The following is a 17,439-nucleotide window of genomic DNA, read 5'->3' as shown; positions in this document are numbered from 1 at the left end:
ACATTGATAAATCAATATTCTATTAAAAGAAGCTAGCGAACTTGTCTTCGCTAGCCTTATTTCCAACCTTTCACAATTCTCAATTGTGAAAGCGTCAACTTGCAGGATACTCAAAAGCGAGGCTAGTCCAGTGGACTGTTAGTATCCGAGCTTGGAAACTCGAAAGCGAGGTTAGTCCAGTGGACTGTTCACTCCTGAGCCTAAAAATTGGAAAGCAAAGACAACAAAATCAATTTCTTCGGAATCACGATTGAGTCCCACTCCTAGTCTTTTATTCCTATGGTTTGACAGGGCCTTTATTCGCTTCCTCTAAGGCTTCCTTGACTGTCTGTGCATAGAGCTCGCCACCTTTTGTAATCGTGGTTGATTCCGAACCAAAGTGAACATTATCTGTCCCTGCCCAGATGTCTGGACTTGCCACAGCCGTCTCTTCCCAGTCTGCAATGTAGATAAAGTCATATTTCTGAGCTAGCTCTAGTTCATAGGCACGCGTTTTAGCGACAATCGTCGAAGGATTGCCTGAATTACGCCCATCATAAGGAGTGACCAAAATCAAACGATGGCCTTTTGGTAATTTCTCCACAATGCTATCAAGCATTTCTTCGTAATCACCTACCGTGTTTGTCCCTAAAGCAAGAATGACATTTTCAGCCAATATCTTGTTTTTAATGGCTGTTTCAAAGGTTTCTAAGCCTGTTTGTAGGTTTCTACTAACTACTGCATCCACTTGAATATCTGGGATAGCATCTTTTAGCCAGTCGCTTGCCCGAAGAGCCACAGAATCTCCAATCAAGCTATTTCCTTTTTTGACATTGTAATCACTTGCCACTGCACTATCTGCTTGCTGGCGAGTCATTTGCATCTTTTCATCAGCTTGATGAAGAGCATTGACCATAAGGTCTGTTTCAAATGGTCCAACCTTTGGCGCACGAAACAGGACAATCAAAAAGACAAAGCCAAGAATCGCAGATGAGTAGACAATCGGCTTTTTAGCCGCACTAAAGTCTAATTCTACTCCAAATACTTTGGGATGGCGCCCAGCAATCATCGGCTCTAATAAATAGAAAGATAGAGCCGCAAAACTAAAGGACAAAATCGTAGTCGCTACACTTGCAGAAACATTCTCCATGACTTGAGAGAAAATCACATATAGCGGCCAATGGAATAGATAGACTCCATAGCTTGTATCTGCAATAAAGCTAATGATTTTTGCTTCTTTCACCTTAGGCGTCTTTTCATGCAAAAGACGCGTCATCAAGATCATGGTTGCTGCTAATATCGTCGCTACTAAAAATCCAACCAAGTAGGTCCAAAGATTCTCAAATTTCAAGAAAAGACTAAGCAAGACTAAAGCAAAAAAACTTCCCATTAAGACACCCAAGATTTTCTGAAGAGACATCGAACGTTCAAGCTTTTTGAGCAAAGCTCCTACATTTGTCACCCCTGTCAAGGTCGCTAAAGCACTTCCCATAAAGAAGGGGAAAACATGCGTCAATGTCGAGAAATAAATCGCAGAGTAGTTTGGTGATAAAAACGCACCGATAAACATAGCTCCAAAGCTAAAGAAAAATAGCAAGACCGATGTCAAGAAAATCATTCCACGATACTGCCCGACATTTTTACTACGCTTTCCTAAAAACCAAGCAAAGAAGCCCCATAAAACATAGTAATGTACTTCTAAAGCCAAGCTCCACGTATGGACAAACAGATGCGGAATAAACTGCGTTTCATAATTTCCACCTGAGAAAATCTCATAGATATTGGTCACAAATCCCAAAACCGCAGCTGTCTGCACACCGATACTAGCAATGAAGTCCTGTCGAACTAGAAACGTAAACGGCATAGTGACAAGCAACATCAATACCAAAGGAGGTACAATTCGATAAAAACGACGCCTTAAAAACCCTAGTAAATCAATACGATGTGATCGAGCAAATTCGTCAATCAAAAGGGCTGTAATAAGAAATCCTGAAAAGGTAAAGAAGATATCAACTCCGATAAATCCTCCTGGAAACACATCCTTAAAATAATGGTAAAGCAGGACTAAGAGCAGCCCTGTAATCCTCACCAAAGAAAACCACTTAATGCGCATTCTGATAAATCCCCTGTTTAAACTTGCCTTTATAAATCGTATTACTCTCTGTTGTCAAAGTTCCCTGACCTTCTGGCTGACCATTAACAAAGTCTCCTTCGTACGTCCAGCCAGCTTTCGCGGTAAAAGTACCTTTGCCATTAAAGGTTCCATTTCGAAACTTCCCTTTATAGGTATCTCCATTCGCAAAAGTCAAGGTTCCTTCTCCATTCATCTTGCCACGAACCAAGCTCCCATCATATTTGATGCTCCCCTTGTCCAAGGTCAAGACCCCATGACTAGGAATACTTGATGTAAACACCACCAAGGCTGAAATCACAATCACCATGACTGAGAAAATCTCAATATTTTGCCGTGTCAAATAAACCTTATAAGTTTCATATAATTCTCTGATTTTTTCCATTTTACTATTCTTTGCCTAATCTTTCCAGCCATTCTTGACAGCCTTTTTGCACAATATCATAGGTTTCTTGAAAATCCCCTGTGTACCAAGGATCAGGTACACTTTGCGACGTAAAAGGCACAATTTTTTCTTTATAGGCTGCCGGTGCCATCTTGTTTAAATCTCGGATATTGGCACTATCCATGCCAATAATGTAATCAAAGTTCGCAAAATCCATATCTGACATTTGCTGGGAAGTCTTTTTCTTGTCATAGTCAATCCCGTACTCTTGTAGGATTTTCTGCGTTCCTTGGTGAATCGGATTGCCATGTTCCCAGCTGGATGTGGCACGACTTTCGATATAGATTTCATCCGTCAAACTTTTCATCACAAACTCTGCCATCGGACTGCGACAGATATTTCCCAAACATACAAAAACAACTTTTTTCATATTGACACCTCCTTTCTATTATAGCGTAAAATGGGGAAAATATCTGTTCTAAACTTTAAGGATTTGCAAAGTTCCCATCACATTTGTCACAAAAAAAGCCCCTCAAGGGCTCTTTTCTTATCTTGTTGGAGTATAAGCCAACTGATCTCCGTGTGCTGCTAGGAAATCTGTCAACTCCCTATCAGGAATCTGACGAAGATAGAGATTTGAACGCATGGTATCATCTTCTTCTAAGCAGGTAGAAAGGACAAGATACTTATCTTTAGCACTCACTTTCACATTTGGCTTTTTCACATTGGCAAGTTTGTAAACATCCTGTAATTGTGTTTGGAATTCTTCTTCATTTTGAAAAGCTGTTTTGTAGAAAGCTGTATTTTCTGGTACAATCACATCTGCAATCGCTTCATAGTAATACTTTCTTTCTGGTGTTTCCACTACGACATAGGGATGTTCATTAAAGTAATTTTGGTCTTGGTAATAGTTCACCACTTTAAACATGCGATGGTCTGGAACAAGACTCCCACGCGCATGGGCAAATAACCAAGTCAACTGATCACTGAAATGTTTACTGTTATCTGTATCCATAAAGACCGCTCCAAGAAGCGGAACATTTTCCCCTTCAAAAGTTTTATCCAAATAAGTAGCATTGTCAGTCGTTTGAACGACTGGTTCATCTAAAAGAGTTTTTGGAATATAGATATAACCGATTGTCTCTGCATTGGTTTGAAGTAGAGGTTCAAACCGTTGTTTGAGATAATCTTTTTCCTCTTGAGAGACTGTATAAGATTTTGAAACAACACTACTCGTCACATCTTGCTTAGGAGCAGTCGGTGTAGTCATTTCTGGAGTCGTTACAAACATCTTCCAGACAAAAAATGCCAAAGCTGCTAAAAAGACTAAGATACTCAAAACAAGTGAAATACAATTCGCTTTTTTGGGGTTACGACGAGATACTCGACTCATAATGGATTCCTCCTCTTGAAAAATGAGAGTGAGACTCATCATGATTTCGTAGAAATCCATTTTCCTCACTCCCTTTTCTAGCTATTTTTTCTCTTCAATCAAGTTGAGAATATCGCGGATATTTTCAAGCCTATCAATCTCTTCATCTGAGATTTCAATGGCAAACGTATCTTCGATGGTGAGAATAAACTCCATCAAATCCACCGAATCCACCTGCAAGTCATCCTTTAAACTCAATTCTGGTCGAACTTGAAAGTCCTTGCCCTTTCGCTCTTCAATAATCGCTACTAACTGCTGATAGGTTTCTTTATTGGTCATGTTACTCTCCTGAAAATTCTGCCACAGCTTTCTCCACCACGGCTGTTTCTAGCATGGTGCGAATTTGACGTAGCGTGCTATATACGGCTTTAGCATCACTTGAGCCATGGGTCTTCACGACCGGTGCGGCTACACCAAACAAAACTGCTCCACCAACATCTGAGTAATCCAAAGATTGCTTGAGCTCTCGAAGGCTCCCCTTAAGCAACAAAGCCCCTAATTTCGCTTTCCAACCACCTTTGAGAATACTCGTTTTCAACTGTCCCATAATGCCCATGGCTGTGCCTTCCATGGTCTTTAGTACTGCATTTCCAGTGAAGCCATCCGTCACCACTACATCGGCAACTCCACTCATCAAATCACGCGCCTCCACATTTCCGACAAAGTTGATAGACGCATCCGCTGATAAAAGATCATAGGTTTCCTTACGCAATGGGTCACCCTTGCTACTTTCTGTACCGTTGTTTAATAGCCCCACACGCGGACGACTCACACCACGGACCTGCTCAGCATAAAAAGATCCCATAATAGCATACTGGTGCAAATGCTGCGGTGTATTTTCCGCATTAGCCCCTAAATCCATCATGTCAAAACCTTTACCATCTGTCGTTGGCAAGGTCGATAAAAGAGCTGGACGATCAATGCTCTTCATTCGTCCCACAATGAAAAATCCAGCTGCAAGAAGCGCTCCAGTATTTCCTGCTGACAAAAGAGCGTCTGCTTCTTTCTGTTTGACTGCACGAGCAGCTAAGACCATACTGGCATTTTTCTTGCGCCGAATGGCTTTAGTCGGCTCATCATCTGAATCGATTTTCTCGTTTGTATGAACGATGGTCACACGCTCATTCGCAGTCAAATAGGTCTTGATTTTTTCCTCATCGCCGTAGAGGATGATTTCTATATCTGGAAATTCTTGGATGGCTTGATTGACCCCTTCGACAATGGATTGAGGAGCGTAATCACCGCCCATGGCATCTACTGCTATTTTTTTCATTCTGGCTCCTTTAAAATACTTCCCCAGTCTCCCAGAGAATCAATAAATTTCTTGGCTTTCAAATGAATGCCTACATACTCTTCATAAATCTGATCAATGACCAAACGCAGGTCTTTTTTAATCTCCTGATTTAAGGAAATCTTTTCCAATTCTTGAAATTCTACTGCTTGAAACTGGTCCAAGAGAAAGACGATATTGGGGTGAAGACAAGCTCTGTACGAATCCTCTTGGTAGTGGTCAGGGCACAACACCCCACTAAAACGAAAGGAAAAGTCAAAAGGTAAGCCCACCCGATGGCAGAAACAACACTCGTGAAAATTCAAGGATACCCCAAAGCGGCTTAAAATCTGGATTTCAAAAATATTGGTCAAAACCTCATAATCGAGTTCTTCTTCCATCAGCTCCAAAGTCTTTTGCAAAAAGGCAAACAGAGCTGGATCATAGCGATTGTCCTCTAGGCTAGCATCTGCCAAAGCTGCCACATAGGTCGCATAGCTCATCCTAAATAAATCGCTGTTAATTCCTTGAAAGCTCGTCACATCTTGGTAATCCTCGATATAGCTTAAACCCTCATCATTGATTTTTAGCAAAAAATCCGCTGATACTAAGGGCTGAATGACAGGGCTGAGCTTTGAGTTCGTCGCATGTTTCACGAAAAACATTCGCTTGCCACTTTTTTCCGTGAAAATCTTGACCAGCTTATCATGCTCACGAAAATTACGATTGTAAAGGACAATTCCTTTACTACTGATGGACTCCATCATAGCTTCATATAATCTTTCAAGCGCTCCAAGGCTTCTTGAATGGTTTCCATACTGGCAGCGTAAGACAAACGCACATAACCCTCACCGTACTTACCAAAGGCAGCTCCTGGGATGAAGGCAACCGCCTTTTCACGCGCAAAATCCTGCAAGAAAGCAAAGGAATCTTGGGTATATCCCTCTGGAATCTTGGCAAAAATGTAGAAAGCACCATCTGGTTTGACAATGGTAAAGCCAAGAGCCGTCATTTTCTCGATAATGTAATCTCTGCGCTTGATGTACTCAGCCTTCATCGGCTCTGCGTCATTACGCCCAACCGTCAAAGCCTCAATCCCTGCATATTGCGCCATGGTATTGGCTGCTGTGACCAAGTATTGGTGGCTCTTAATGATTTGTGCTGTGAAATTTTGCGGCGCAAAGATAAAGCCCAAACGCCAGCCTGTCATGGCATGAGATTTAGATAAGCCAGTGATAACAATGGTCTGCTCTCGTAAACATTCTGCCAAAGACACATGTGGCTCACCCGTATAGGTCAATTCCGAATAAACCTCATCACAGATGACAAAGATGTCATATTTTCTCAAAACTTCTGCAAAAGCAGCCATCTGACTTCTCGAATAGGTCACCCCTGTCGGATTAGCAGGATAGTTCAAAATCACAGCCTTGAGCTTGTCTCCTTGCTCAATAATCGCTTGCTCCAGCATTTCTGGCGTGAGAACAAAGCCGTTTTCTGTGGTATCAATCTCCACAATCTCCGCCCCCATCAAGGTCACAATCGGCTCATACCCTGGATAAGCAGGCGCAGGAAGAAGCACTACATCCCCCTCCTCCAAAATGGCACTGAGGGTTGCAGATAAGGCCTCTGTCGCCCCAATCGTTACTAACACCTCATTATCTGGATTGTAGGACAAACCGTATTTCTCTTTCACAAAACTGCTTGCTGCTTGGCGCAATTCCAAAAGCCCACTCATGCCTGTATAGTAGCTTTTATTCGCATCAATCGCACGTTTTGCCGCCTCTTTGATATGCTCTGGCGTTGGAAAATCAGGTTCACCCAAAGTCAAGCGCAAAATCCCTGGAATATCTGAAATCGACTGGTCAAATTGACGAATCAAGGAAATCTCAATCTTATCCAACTGCTTATTAAATCGCGTGCTCAAATCCATAGCCACCTCCAAGAATCTAATAGACTTATTATACACTAAAAACTGTGGGAGGGCAAAAGAGGAAGAGGATTTTTCATAGCACTTTATAGTTGTTTAGTTTTGATTTAGTACGAGGCAACGAGTCACAGACATAACTTAGGTTAGCTGAGGATTATTGAATAATCCTAATTTCCAACCTTCAACAGTCCACTGGACTGTTGAAGCAAGACGAGTTAACGACGTAATCAATTAAAGATAAATGACTATACAAGATAAAACGAGGCAGGAATAAGGCCCTGCCCCCATAAAGTGAGACCAAAGAAAAACACTCCATGAATTCTACTATAATAGAATTAGGAGTGTTTTCTTATGGTCAAAAAAGCACATTCACTAGACATAAAACTAGCTTGTATCGAAATGAAAAAAGCAGGTAAATCCAACAAGGTTATCATGGAAAACCTAGGGATAAAGAATGATAGTCAAATTTACACATGGTGGAAATGGTATCAAAACAATGAACTTCACCGCTTTTACCAACCAGTTGGAAAACAATATACTTACGGTAAAGGGATGATAGAATTACCTGAGATTGAACAGTTAAGATTAGAGGTGAAGCTACTAAAAAAGTATCGCAGCTTGATAAGGAAATCGATAAAATAGCCCTTATCAAGCTTGTAGAAGAGTATAAAGCTGACTATCCAATCCCGATGATTTTGGATTGTTTTGGTGTGGCAAAATCTACCTACTATCGCTGGAAATCTGAGCCAGCAACGGTAAAAACGATGGATGATGCACTGAGAAGATTGAGACATTGTGCCTTGAAAATGGCTATATTTATGGTTATCGAACCATTACACGACTTCTTAAAAGCAGATATGGTTTGACAGTGAATCACAAAAAGGTCTATCGTATCATGAAACAAAATGGTTGGCTTTGCCGTGTGAAAACAAAGAAGGTCCCAAAACTTGGGAAACCTTACTATATCACTGAAAATAAGCTCAATCGGGATTTCCAAGCCAAACAACCCCTTCAAAGATTGGTAACAGACATCACCTATCTCTATTTCGGAAACTGTAAACTTTATCTCTCGTCCATTATGGATTTGTACAACCGAGAGATTGTAGCTTATACAATTTCAGATAGTCAAGACACAGACTTTGTTTTAGATACGTTAAATCAGTTGGATTTACCGAAAGGAACACTCTTACACAGTGATCAAGGATCGGTCTATACTTCTAAAGCCTATTACCAAACATGCACAGAAAAAGGCATTATCCGCTCCATGTCCCGAAAAGGGACACCAGCAGATAACGCCTGCATTGAATGGTTTCATTCCGTCTTAAAGTCTGAAACCTTCTATCTCCATAACTGGAGAAACCTAACTAAAGATAGTATAACAGATATTGTCAAAAATTACATCATATTTTATAATGAAACTAGAATTCAACGGAAATTAAAAGACCTATCCCCTATAGAATATAGGAAACAGGTCTCAAAATAGTGTTTTTCTTAGGTCTCATTATTGGGGTGCAGTGCCAACCCCACCTCGTCTTTTTTAGTAAAAATGCTTTTGCCACTTTCCATCAATCTTTTCAGAATAATAAAACTCAGATAAAGTTTCATCTTCCATCATCTTAAGACTCAAGAGCATGTCATAAGCTAATTCCATCTCAGGCAGTTTTGACTTCTCCACCCACGAAACCTCTCCTTCGCTTGATGACACCAATTCTCCTGAAAATTCTGTCGCCTTGTAACAAAAGACCAAATAACGAATCCCAGCATCCGTCTGCCAGTGCTTCACCCCTACTAACTGTGGATGTACAATCGTTAAGCCCGTCTCCTCAAAGACTTCACGAACCACAGCCTCATGAAGCGACTCTCCTTTTTCGATATGTCCTCCTGGAAAGGCATAACCTGACCAAGGGTATCGCTCAGGCGAGCGGTATTGGACCAAGACCTTCCCTGCTTCTTGATCCTCTATCAAGCACATATTGGTCAAAATGGCTTCTTGTGAACGTGCCATAAAGACTCCTAAATCTCAAACAAAGGAGACAATGGACGTTTTTCATGAATACGAACAATCGCTTCTGATAAGAGTTCCGCAGTTGAAATTTGCACAATCTTATCAATCAAGCGGTCTTCAGGAATGGCAATGGTATCCAAAACAACCAAGTTTTTAATCGCTGATTTTTCGATATTTTCCATAGCAGGTCCGGATAAAACAGGATGGGTACAAGAAGCATAGACCTCTACCGCACCAGCTTCTGCCAAGGCATCTGCCGCATGGCAAATGGTTCCTGCAGTGTCAATCATATCATCAATCAAGATACAGGTCTTGCCTTCTACTTTTCCGATGATATTCATCACCTCGCTGGTGTTCATCTTATCGACACTCCGACGTTTGTCAATGATGGCAATCGGTGTTTTCAAAAATTCTGCCAACTTACGCGCACGGGTCACACCCCCATGGTCTGGGCTGACCACGACATAGTCACTCCCTGTCATACCACGGCGCTCAAAGTAATCCGCAATCAAAGGCGCACCCATCAAATGATCGACCGGAATATCAAAGAATCCTTGAATCTGGGCTGCATGCAAATCAACTGTAAGCAAGCGATTGACTCCAGCAACTTGCAACATATTTGCGACCAATTTTGACGTGATTGGCTCACGCGCACGAGCCTTGCGGTCTTGACGTGCATAGCCATAGTAGGGCATCACCACATTGATCGACTCTGCACTTGCCCGTTTTAAAGCATCGACCATGATGAGGATTTCCATCAAATTATCATTGACCGGCGAGCTGGTTGATTGCAGGATATAGACGTGCTTTCCACGAATCGATTCCTCAATATTGACCTGAATTTCCCCATCGGAAAATTGACGAACAGTTGACTTTCCAAGCTCCATCCCAATCTCTTTGGCAACACGCTTAGCTAACTCTTGGTTTGACGACAAGGCAAAGAGCTTTAAATCAGAAAACGACATGACTTCCTCCAATATCTATTCAGTCCTGAGAGAGCTCCCAAGCTCCCTTTTCTCCGTTTACTATTTTAACGTTTTTTTGCTAAATTTTCAATCAAAAATACAAGAGAAATCAATACTTTAAGGCTTTTTAGAAAGAGTTCGTTCGATTTCTACCCCCAATATGTAAACCAATCAGTGACAGATCAATGGTCCATCCTATTTAATAAAATCTTTCTCCTTTATATATGCAAAAGATATTCTCATTGCCCATCAGCTTTATTCTGGAAGCAAGCCCAGTTTATACTTCCATTTCAAAATCCGAACAAGCGACTGGTCCAGCCGCTCCTCGCTCAATTCTCCATGATGGACTTTGTCAAGCAGATAGGGAATCTGACTCGCATATTGCGATGTGATAATAAAGTCATTTCCTGCCACGATAGCCTGATAAGCTGCCTCTTCTTGAGACATAAAATTCGCTAGACCAGCCATATCAAAATCATCGGTCATAATGACCCCATCAAACTGCAATTTTTCTCGTAAAATCTGCGTGATTTTTGGTGAAATAGAAGAAGGCACCTGATCAATGGCGGTTAAAATATTGTGAGAAACCAAGACACTGTCTGCCCCTGCCTCTATTCCCGCCTTAAAAGGCAAGAAATCCTTTTGTTCCAACTCCTCTAATGACCTAGCATCATAAATCAACTCTGAATGAGAATCCCCATTGTCCCCGTAGCCCGGAAAATGCTTCAAAGTAGAGCCAAACTGCTCCTCTTTCATCGCCTCCACAACCCTTTTTACATATGTTGCAGTCGTCTTAATATCCTCACCAATCGTCCGATTATAGATAAAAGACTCAGGAGAACTCGCATAGTCTGCCACAGGAGCTAAGCCTGTATGAATTCCAATGGATTTTAGCAATTTAGCTTTCTCTCTCGTATCTTGGACAACAGCCTCTAAGCCCCCCTCCTCATGGTACAAATCCATCGGCGAGCGAAATGCTTCTGGCAAAATAGCGCTAACCCGCGACACCTGCCCACCTTCCTCATCTGATCCAATCAGTAAAGGAATTTTCGCATTCTTTTGCAAGGTCTCTGTCAACAGTCGAATATCTTCTAACTTCCGACCTTCAAAATCACGTCCAAATAAAATATAGCCTCCAAGATGATACTCTTCTAAATCCGCCAAAGCCGTATCCACAGGCAGACGAGCAAAAAATAAAGCTCCCACTTTCTCTTCTATCGTCATCTCCTTTAGATACCTGGCTACTATTTGCTCTTCTTTTGACAGTTGTTTTTCTGGCTCAGCTAACACTTCTTCTCTGACTTTTGTTTCTTTTGACTGATGCTGAATAGGCATTTCTTCTGAAACAATCCTAAACCCAAAAAAGAACACCAACAGCATGTATATAATTTTACTATATCGACTCATGTAATCGTCTCTTCATCTCCCTCTTATCACCAATATAGCACAATGTCTTCAAAAAGTCAGTTTCTCCGTCTTGCACGAAAAAACAACTCAAAAACGATTGAGTTGCTTTTTACTGTATAAAAATGCTTTATTTTACAAGCCTATACGCTCAAAGATGTCATCTACGCGTTTGGCATAGTAAAACGGGTCAAAGAGTTCATCAATTTCAGCTTGAGTAAGGCGGTTTGTCACCTGTTCATCTGCTTCAAGTAATGGTTTGAAGGCAGTTTGATTGTCCCAAGCATAAGCTGTTTTGGGCTGCACCAAATCATAGGCTTCTTCGCGCGTCATGCCCTTTTCAATCAAGGAAAGCATCACGCGTTGGCTGTAAATCAAGCCGAAAGTTGACTCCATATTGCGCTTCATATTTTCTGGGAATACTGTCAAGTTTTTCACGATATTTCCAAAACGGTTGAGCATGTAGTCAATCAAAATCGTCGTATCCGGCGTGATAATCCGCTCTGCTGATGAGTGGGAAATGTCACGTTCATGCCAGAGAGCTACATTTTCAAAGGCAGTCACCATGTGCCCACGAATCACGCGCGCAAGACCTGTCATGTTTTCAGACCCGATTGGATTGCGCTTGTGAGGCATAGCTGAGCTTCCTTTTTGCCCCTTGGCAAAGAATTCTTCTACCTCACGTTGTTCTGATTTTTGCAGACCACGGATTTCTGTTGCCATGCGCTCGATTGAGGTTGCAATCATTGCAAGGGCTGCAAAGTATTCTGCATGAAGATCACGTGGAAGAACCTGCGTTGAAATTTCCTGCGGACGAATGCCTAATTTTTCACAGACATACTCCTCCACAAAAGGTGGGATATTGGCAAAGTTGCCAACCGCACCAGAGATTTTCCCTGCTTCGACACCTTCTGCCGCACGCTCGAAACGCTCGATATTGCGCTTCATTTCGCTGTACCAAGTAGCGAGTTTAAGCCCGAAGGTCGTTGGCTCCGCATGCACCCCGTGGGTACGCCCCATCATAATGGTGTACTTGTGCTCACGTGCCTTGTTTGCGACAATCTCTGTAAAACGACGCAAATCCTCACGGATAATGTCATTGGCCTGCTTATAAAGATATCCGTAAGCCGTATCCACTACGTCGGTCGATGTCAAGCCGTAGTGCACCCACTTACGCTCCTCGCCCAAGGTCTCAGATACCGCACGGGTAAAGGCCACCACATCATGGCGGGTTTCTTGCTCGATTTCCAAAATACGGTCGATGTCAAATCCAGCATTAGCACGGATTTTTTCCACATCTTTCTTAGGGATTTCCCCTAACTCAGCCCAAGCCTCATCAGCCAAGATTTCCACCTCAAGCCAGGCTTTGTATTTATTTTCCTCTGTCCAAATAGCCCCCATTTCAGGGCGAGTGTAACGGTTTAGCATGGTTTATGATACAGAGGGCGTTAAAAAAGCAAGAGAAAAATAGGAAACTGACGATGTGTGTTAGCACACAAGGAAGTTTATCTTTTTTCCGATGCTTTTAGCCCGAGTTCAAATCCTCAAACTCGCCCTCTTACTCCTTTCTATATTTTAATATCAAGATTGGCTGTATTTCCGTTCGGAAAACAGTCTCTAACTTAGTTCTCTTTTATTATTTTGATGTTCCTTTAAATGTATTTTGCTCAACTATAATCTGGAAACCATTGTCACTCATATCACTAGGAATTCCAGAAACCGACTTTGTATAAGAACTTCCCTCCAAAGGCCACTCCACTCGCACATAGTCACTATTAACCTCATTGGACTTATACCAATATACATCTATATTGTAAGTGTCCTCTACACCTGAATCTCTATCAATACATATGACGTCTGGTCGTCCCAATTTCTCAAAGATAGATTTTGCTGAAACAGATACATCTGAAAAAACGCTGTTTAGATTATCTGAGATCATATTTTGATAGTTATTAGTCAAATTAACTGAATTCGCTCTGAAATCTATCCTACTGGTACTAGTGTCTTCGGGAATGTAATCTTCAGGACTTAACCCCATTTCAGAAAACAATTGTATCACCTTATCCGTATATTCGGAATATCTCTCCTGAATGGGCAATCTCACATCTGAAGAATCAGTAGTCGAGGAAAAAGATTGACCGCCCTCTACATTCGAATTTCCACACGCCACCATTATTAAAGAAATAGCCCAGTATCCTGTAAAAACTATAATTTTCTTCACCAAATTCTCCTCACTAGTTTTCCACTACACTATTTTCAAATTCAAGCTGAAAGATTCCAAGTAATAATCTTGTGAGCAAGCTTTTCCCTTCATCGGGCTTGGTGGCGATTTAATCAAATTATCATTCCACAATCTCGATTTCTTTGATATTGTCAATTCGAACAACTCTAATCCCTGTTTTTCCTTTTTTATCTGTATACTTCAACTTGACCCATTCTTCATCTACTTCTAAGATCAAATAGGGTTGGTTATAGTTGACAATCTCATCAAATTGAATCGTACATTGCTTGCCTTCCAGCCCTTTCAATAATTGTGACATGTCACACCCTCCATTTTCTCGTCGTTCTAATTTTCGAACCTTATTCATAAGATAGGCCAGTTTTTCACTGGTAGTCCAACTTAAATAAATAATTCCCATTAGTAAGATAAAATCCATAATATCTCCTACTCAAAATCTTCCTTGCTAATTTCCACCGATGGATAGTGTGGCAAGGTATCGAGATCCACATCAAGCGGCAAATCATAAATGGCTAGATAGTCGTTTGGAAATTTCGTCTGTAATTCTTGGTACTTGGCAGCTACTTTTTCTTTGTCCTGACTGGCAAAGAGTACCTCCACAACTGCGACTTGATCTGCAAAGGCATGAACGATGATTTGGTGCATAAGAACCTCCTAGCGTTTATAAGGTCGCTTCATTCACTTCCTCCGTCAATAAGGTCACATGCCCCATTTTGCGGTTGTGCTTGGCTTCTGCCTTGCCGTACAGATGCAGATGAGCTTGGGGGTGGTTAGCTATAAAGGTTTGTGCGGCTTCCATATCCTGCCCCAAGACATTGAGCATGACGGCTGGGGCATAGAGCTGGATTTCTGGCAAGGCTGCGCCTAAAATCCCCAAGATATGGGTATCAAACTGGGAAAAATTACAAGCCTCAATGCTGTAATGACCCGAGTTATGAGGGCGCGGAGCGATTTCATTGACCAAAATCTGCGATTCCGCCACAAACATCTCTATACATAGTGTACCAAAAAGTTGCAAGTCTGTGGCAATTTTTCTTGCTATTTGGACAGATTTTTCTGCTAAATTTTTAGAAATACGAGCCGGAACAATGGTTTTAGACAAAATGTTGTTGCAATGGATATTTTCCTGAACTGGAAAAACGGTCAGCTCTCGCCCGTTTCCTGAAACAAGGACTGAAATTTCCATGTCAAAGGGGACAAAATCTTCCAATACGCAGTCGGTCTGATCTGCCAAGACTTTTGCCTGCGCCAAGCTTTCCTCGTCACGAATGACCACCTGACCATGCCCGTCATAGCCACCTGTCGCAGTTTTCAGCACCCGTGTTGTCGAAAAGTCATAGTCTGCCAAATCACGGCTTGACTTGACCACCCTGTGAGGCGCTAGCCCCACCGCTGCTTTGGTCAAAAAGGCTTTTTCCGCAATCCGATTTTGGGCAATTCGCAGCAACTCTGTCCCTTGGGGCAGAAGTGCCTTATCAGCTGCTGCGTCAAGACTGTCCGCATCGACATTTTCAAATTCATAGGTCAAGACATCACAACGCTCCGCTAAAGTGCGGAGAGCCTTTACATCTGCATAGTCCGCTACGATGACTTCACTCACCCGAGAAGCTGGGCAATTCGCTGCTGGATCGAGCGTGATGACCTTGTGTCCACAGTAAATAGCTGCGATTGCCATCATCTGCCCCAGCTGTCCACCACCGATAATCCCAATTGTCTTAGATAAGGTCATGGCTTGACTCCTCTGCAATTTTTCCTTGCTTTTCAGCAAATGCGACTAGCTTTTCATGCAAATCTGGATTTTCGAGCGCTAAAATCCGCACGGCAGACAAGCCTGCATTCGTCGCTCCGCTATCTCCAATCGCCATCGTCATAACAGGAACGCCGCCAGGCATCTGCACAATAGAGTAGAGCGAATCAATACCGCTCAGTGCCCGCGATTTAATAGGCACGCCAATGACTGGCAAGGTTGTTTTGGCTGCTACCATTCCTGGCAAGTGCGCTGCTCCTCCTGCACCTGCAATAATGACCTTGATGCCCCGTTCGTGCGCTTTTTCTGCGTGCTCAAACATCAAATCGGGTGTTCGGTGGGCAGAGACCACCTTCTTTTCATAAGAAACACCAAATTCATCCAAAACCTGCGCTGCTTTTTTCATGGTTTCCCAGTCTGAAATGGACCCCATGATGAGGGATACGTGTACCTGTTCCATAGTTTCTCCTTATTTGTTCGCCTTATTTCCAATATCTGTCCGATAAAATAGACCTGCCGTGTCTTGCTTTTGCAGTTGCTGATAAATTACCTTTTGCGCTTGTGAAACGGTGTCTTGCGTGGTGACCAGCATGTAGACACGACCACCATTTGAAACCAACTCTTGCTCGGCATTTAAGCTAGCACCAGCATAGTAGGTCTCAATCTCTCCACTGGTCTTTTCTGGTAAGCGTACCCCTTTTTCGTATGCAAGCGGATAGCCTTCACTTGCGACCACCACTCCCAAGGTCACACCCCTTTCAAGCCATGTAAATGCAGGAACTTTTCCTGCCAGTAAATCGGTGATATTTTCTGCAAAGTCAGATGTCAGACGGGGTAAAATGACCTGAGTTTCAGGATCGCCAAAGCGGGCGTTAAACTCGATGACCTTAGGACCTTCAGCTGTTAAAATCAAGCCTGCATAGAGCACACCGAGATAGGGGCGACTTTCTTCAATCATCCCTTGTAAGACTGGCTGAATAATGTCTGCGACAGACTGGTCTACGACGCTTTCTGGCAAATGAGGAACTGGCGCATAAGCCCCCATTCCGCCTGTATTGGGCCCCTTATCGTTATCAAAAGCCCGTTTATGGTCCTGCGCTGTCGGCATGAGGTAGAAATCTTCACCATTAACAAAGGCAAAGAGGGAAAATTCCTCACCGCTTAAGAATTCTTCGATGACCACGCGCGCTCCGCTGTCGCCGAATTTATTATCCAGTAGCATGTCTTGGGCCGCAGCTACCGCATCTTCTACCGTCTCTGCAACCACAACTCCTTTTCCGAGTGCCAAGCCGTCAGCCTTGACCACAATTGGCGCACCTTGTTCTTCAATATAGGCTTTAGCTGCTTCAAAATCAGAAAAGGTTTCATAGCGCGCAGTTGGAACACCGTATTTGGTCATGATTGATTTAGCGAAATCCTTGGACCATTCTAGCTCTGCAGCAGCTTTTCTCGGTCCAAAAGCATGTAAACCTGCTGCCTCAAAAGCATCCACCAGCCCTGCTGCCAAGGCGTCATCTGGTCCAACAAAAGTCCAAGCAATTCCTTCTTGCTGTGCAAAGGCTACCAAGTCAGAATGTTCGGAAATTGCAATATCAACCAAGTCAATCCCGTCTGCCAACATCCCATCATTTCCAGGAGCCACAAAAACCTTTTCAACGCTTTTTGACTCTAACAACTTCTTTGCAATCGCATGTTCACGACCACCCGAACCAACAACTAACAGCTTCATTACTACACCTCTAAAAAACGTATTTTATAAGGATATTGTAACAAAATCATTCGTTTTTATCTATAAATTCTATAAAATAAAGCATTTTTCATTCCATTTCCGAACGATAGAAAAAAACTCCCAAGCCTAGCTAGCTTGAGAGTTCAAGGAGATCTATCGTCTCGCCGTATTGGGGTTCGTAATAAACGAGCACGGAATGACGATAGGATGAAAAAGAAAATTTAGG

18 protein-coding genes and 1 pseudogene are annotated in these 17,439 nt (G+C 42.5%); 1 reads left to right on the top strand and 18 read right to left on the bottom strand.

Annotated elements, in window-relative coordinates; translation table 11 throughout:
- Window positions 1-277 precede the first annotated feature (277 nt).
- From AB1I63_08590 to AB1I63_08555, 8 genes are all read right to left on the bottom strand, one after another.
- Window positions 278-2,092, bottom strand: coding sequence for an acyltransferase family protein (locus AB1I63_08590; GenBank protein ID MEW4354907.1), 1,815 nt, complete (start codon window positions 2,090-2,092; stop codon window positions 278-280).
- Window positions 2,082-2,495, bottom strand: a complete 414-nt coding sequence (locus AB1I63_08585; protein ID MEW4354906.1) for an MORN repeat-containing protein — start codon at window positions 2,493-2,495, stop codon at window positions 2,082-2,084. The genes AB1I63_08590 and AB1I63_08585 overlap by 11 nt, the downstream gene beginning before the upstream one ends.
- Before the next feature lie 4 nt (window positions 2,496-2,499).
- A complete protein-coding gene (locus AB1I63_08580) occupies window positions 2,500-2,925 on the bottom strand; it encodes a low molecular weight protein-tyrosine-phosphatase (protein MEW4354905.1) in 426 nt (141 codons plus the stop codon).
- 117 nt (window positions 2,926-3,042) lie between these two features.
- Window positions 3,043-3,888 (bottom strand): class B sortase, LPKTxAVK-specific, encoded by an 846-nt coding sequence (gene srtB / locus AB1I63_08575; GenBank protein MEW4354904.1) that lies wholly within the window; start codon window positions 3,886-3,888, stop codon window positions 3,043-3,045.
- A gap of 81 nt (window positions 3,889-3,969) precedes the next feature.
- Complete coding sequence (locus tag AB1I63_08570) at window positions 3,970-4,206, bottom strand: phosphopantetheine-binding protein (GenBank protein MEW4354903.1); 237 nt, start codon at window positions 4,204-4,206, stop codon at window positions 3,970-3,972.
- A 1-nt stretch (window position 4,207) separates the two neighbouring features.
- On the bottom strand, window positions 4,208-5,200 hold the full coding sequence (gene plsX, locus AB1I63_08565; GenBank protein ID MEW4354902.1) for a phosphate acyltransferase PlsX: 993 nt from the start codon (window positions 5,198-5,200) through the stop codon (window positions 4,208-4,210).
- Window positions 5,197-5,964: a DNA repair protein RecO gene (recO, locus tag AB1I63_08560; GenBank protein MEW4354901.1), complete on the bottom strand. Its 768-nt coding sequence runs from the start codon at window positions 5,962-5,964 to the stop codon at window positions 5,197-5,199. Before recO ends, plsX begins: the two co-directional genes overlap by 4 nt.
- A complete protein-coding gene (locus tag AB1I63_08555) occupies window positions 5,961-7,127 on the bottom strand; it encodes a pyridoxal phosphate-dependent aminotransferase (GenBank protein ID MEW4354900.1) in 1,167 nt (388 codons plus the stop codon). Before AB1I63_08555 ends, recO begins: the two co-directional genes overlap by 4 nt.
- A gap of 348 nt (window positions 7,128-7,475) precedes the next feature.
- On the opposite strand from AB1I63_08555, the pseudogene AB1I63_08550 reads away from it, so the two are divergent.
- Window positions 7,476-8,607: pseudogene (locus AB1I63_08550) on the top strand (IS3 family transposase).
- 54 nt (window positions 8,608-8,661) lie between these two features.
- On the opposite strand, the gene AB1I63_08545 reads toward AB1I63_08550, so the two are convergent.
- The 10 genes from AB1I63_08545 to purD all read right to left on the bottom strand — a co-directional run bounded on the left by AB1I63_08545 (window position 8,662) and on the right by purD (window position 17,213).
- The gene (locus AB1I63_08545) at window positions 8,662-9,129 is read right to left on the bottom strand and encodes an 8-oxo-dGTP diphosphatase (protein ID MEW4354899.1); all 468 of its coding nucleotides are present in this window, start codon (window positions 9,127-9,129) and stop codon (window positions 8,662-8,664) included.
- Window positions 9,130-9,137: 8 nt separating this feature from the next.
- The gene (locus tag AB1I63_08540; protein ID MEW4354898.1) at window positions 9,138-10,094 is read right to left on the bottom strand and encodes a ribose-phosphate diphosphokinase; all 957 of its coding nucleotides are present in this window, start codon (window positions 10,092-10,094) and stop codon (window positions 9,138-9,140) included.
- A gap of 255 nt (window positions 10,095-10,349) precedes the next feature.
- The gene (locus AB1I63_08535; GenBank protein MEW4354897.1) at window positions 10,350-11,429 is read right to left on the bottom strand and encodes a glycoside hydrolase family 3 N-terminal domain-containing protein; all 1,080 of its coding nucleotides are present in this window, start codon (window positions 11,427-11,429) and stop codon (window positions 10,350-10,352) included.
- A gap of 204 nt (window positions 11,430-11,633) precedes the next feature.
- Complete coding sequence (gene purB / locus AB1I63_08530) at window positions 11,634-12,926, bottom strand: adenylosuccinate lyase (GenBank protein ID MEW4354896.1); 1,293 nt, start codon at window positions 12,924-12,926, stop codon at window positions 11,634-11,636.
- A 208-nt stretch (window positions 12,927-13,134) separates the two neighbouring features.
- Window positions 13,135-13,719, bottom strand: a complete 585-nt coding sequence (locus AB1I63_08525) for a hypothetical protein (GenBank protein MEW4354895.1) — start codon at window positions 13,717-13,719, stop codon at window positions 13,135-13,137.
- Between the two features lie 121 nt (window positions 13,720-13,840).
- Window positions 13,841-14,155, bottom strand: coding sequence for a hypothetical protein (locus AB1I63_08520; protein MEW4354894.1), 315 nt, complete (start codon window positions 14,153-14,155; stop codon window positions 13,841-13,843).
- A gap of 8 nt (window positions 14,156-14,163) precedes the next feature.
- Window positions 14,164-14,382 (bottom strand): phosphoribosylaminoimidazole carboxylase, encoded by a 219-nt coding sequence (locus AB1I63_08515; protein MEW4354893.1) that lies wholly within the window; start codon window positions 14,380-14,382, stop codon window positions 14,164-14,166.
- A 16-nt stretch (window positions 14,383-14,398) separates the two neighbouring features.
- Entirely contained in the window at window positions 14,399-15,466 is a 1,068-nt protein-coding gene (gene purK / locus AB1I63_08510) for a 5-(carboxyamino)imidazole ribonucleotide synthase (protein MEW4354892.1), read from the bottom strand.
- On the bottom strand, window positions 15,453-15,944 hold the full coding sequence (purE, locus tag AB1I63_08505; GenBank protein MEW4354891.1) for a 5-(carboxyamino)imidazole ribonucleotide mutase: 492 nt from the start codon (window positions 15,942-15,944) through the stop codon (window positions 15,453-15,455). Before purE ends, purK begins: the two co-directional genes overlap by 14 nt.
- A 9-nt stretch (window positions 15,945-15,953) precedes the next feature.
- The gene (gene purD / locus AB1I63_08500; GenBank protein MEW4354890.1) at window positions 15,954-17,213 is read right to left on the bottom strand and encodes a phosphoribosylamine--glycine ligase; all 1,260 of its coding nucleotides are present in this window, start codon (window positions 17,211-17,213) and stop codon (window positions 15,954-15,956) included.
- Between the last annotated feature and the right edge of the window lie 226 nt (window positions 17,214-17,439).

Origin of the sequence: Streptococcus pneumoniae, assembly GCA_040719455.1 — a bacterium.
GTDB lineage: Bacteria > Bacillota > Bacilli > Lactobacillales > Streptococcaceae > Streptococcus > Streptococcus pneumoniae_G.
This window is presented reverse-complemented; position numbering and strand designations above follow the sequence as displayed.

What these genes read in the sequence shown, in the direction of transcription:
- AB1I63_08590 (MEW4354907.1), bottom strand. Translation starts at nt 2,092, where the DNA reads ATGCGCATTAAGTGGTTTTCTTTGGTGAGGATTACAGGGCTGCTCTTA.
- AB1I63_08585 (MEW4354906.1), bottom strand. Translation starts at nt 2,495, where the DNA reads ATGGAAAAAATCAGAGAATTATATGAAACTTATAAGGTTTATTTGACA.
- AB1I63_08580 (MEW4354905.1), bottom strand. Translation starts at nt 2,925, where the DNA reads ATGAAAAAAGTTGTTTTTGTATGTTTGGGAAATATCTGTCGCAGTCCG.
- srtB (MEW4354904.1), bottom strand. Translation starts at nt 3,888, where the DNA reads ATGAGTCGAGTATCTCGTCGTAACCCCAAAAAAGCGAATTGTATTTCA.
- AB1I63_08570 (MEW4354903.1), bottom strand. Translation starts at nt 4,206, where the DNA reads ATGACCAATAAAGAAACCTATCAGCAGTTAGTAGCGATTATTGAAGAG.
- plsX (MEW4354902.1), bottom strand. Translation starts at nt 5,200, where the DNA reads ATGAAAAAAATAGCAGTAGATGCCATGGGCGGTGATTACGCTCCTCAA.
- recO (MEW4354901.1), bottom strand. Translation starts at nt 5,964, where the DNA reads ATGATGGAGTCCATCAGTAGTAAAGGAATTGTCCTTTACAATCGTAAT.
- AB1I63_08555 (MEW4354900.1), bottom strand. Translation starts at nt 7,127, where the DNA reads ATGGATTTGAGCACGCGATTTAATAAGCAGTTGGATAAGATTGAGATT.
- AB1I63_08545 (MEW4354899.1), bottom strand. Translation starts at nt 9,129, where the DNA reads ATGGCACGTTCACAAGAAGCCATTTTGACCAATATGTGCTTGATAGAG.
- AB1I63_08540 (MEW4354898.1), bottom strand. Translation starts at nt 10,094, where the DNA reads ATGTCGTTTTCTGATTTAAAGCTCTTTGCCTTGTCGTCAAACCAAGAG.
- AB1I63_08535 (MEW4354897.1), bottom strand. Translation starts at nt 11,429, where the DNA reads ATGCCTATTCAGCATCAGTCAAAAGAAACAAAAGTCAGAGAAGAAGTG.
- purB (MEW4354896.1), bottom strand. Translation starts at nt 12,926, where the DNA reads ATGCTAAACCGTTACACTCGCCCTGAAATGGGGGCTATTTGGACAGAG.
- AB1I63_08520 (MEW4354894.1), bottom strand. Translation starts at nt 14,155, where the DNA reads ATGGATTTTATCTTACTAATGGGAATTATTTATTTAAGTTGGACTACC.
- AB1I63_08515 (MEW4354893.1), bottom strand. Translation starts at nt 14,382, where the DNA reads ATGCACCAAATCATCGTTCATGCCTTTGCAGATCAAGTCGCAGTTGTG.
- purK (MEW4354892.1), bottom strand. Translation starts at nt 15,466, where the DNA reads ATGACCTTATCTAAGACAATTGGGATTATCGGTGGTGGACAGCTGGGG.
- purE (MEW4354891.1), bottom strand. Translation starts at nt 15,944, where the DNA reads ATGGAACAGGTACACGTATCCCTCATCATGGGGTCCATTTCAGACTGG.
- purD (MEW4354890.1), bottom strand. Translation starts at nt 17,213, where the DNA reads ATGAAGCTGTTAGTTGTTGGTTCGGGTGGTCGTGAACATGCGATTGCA.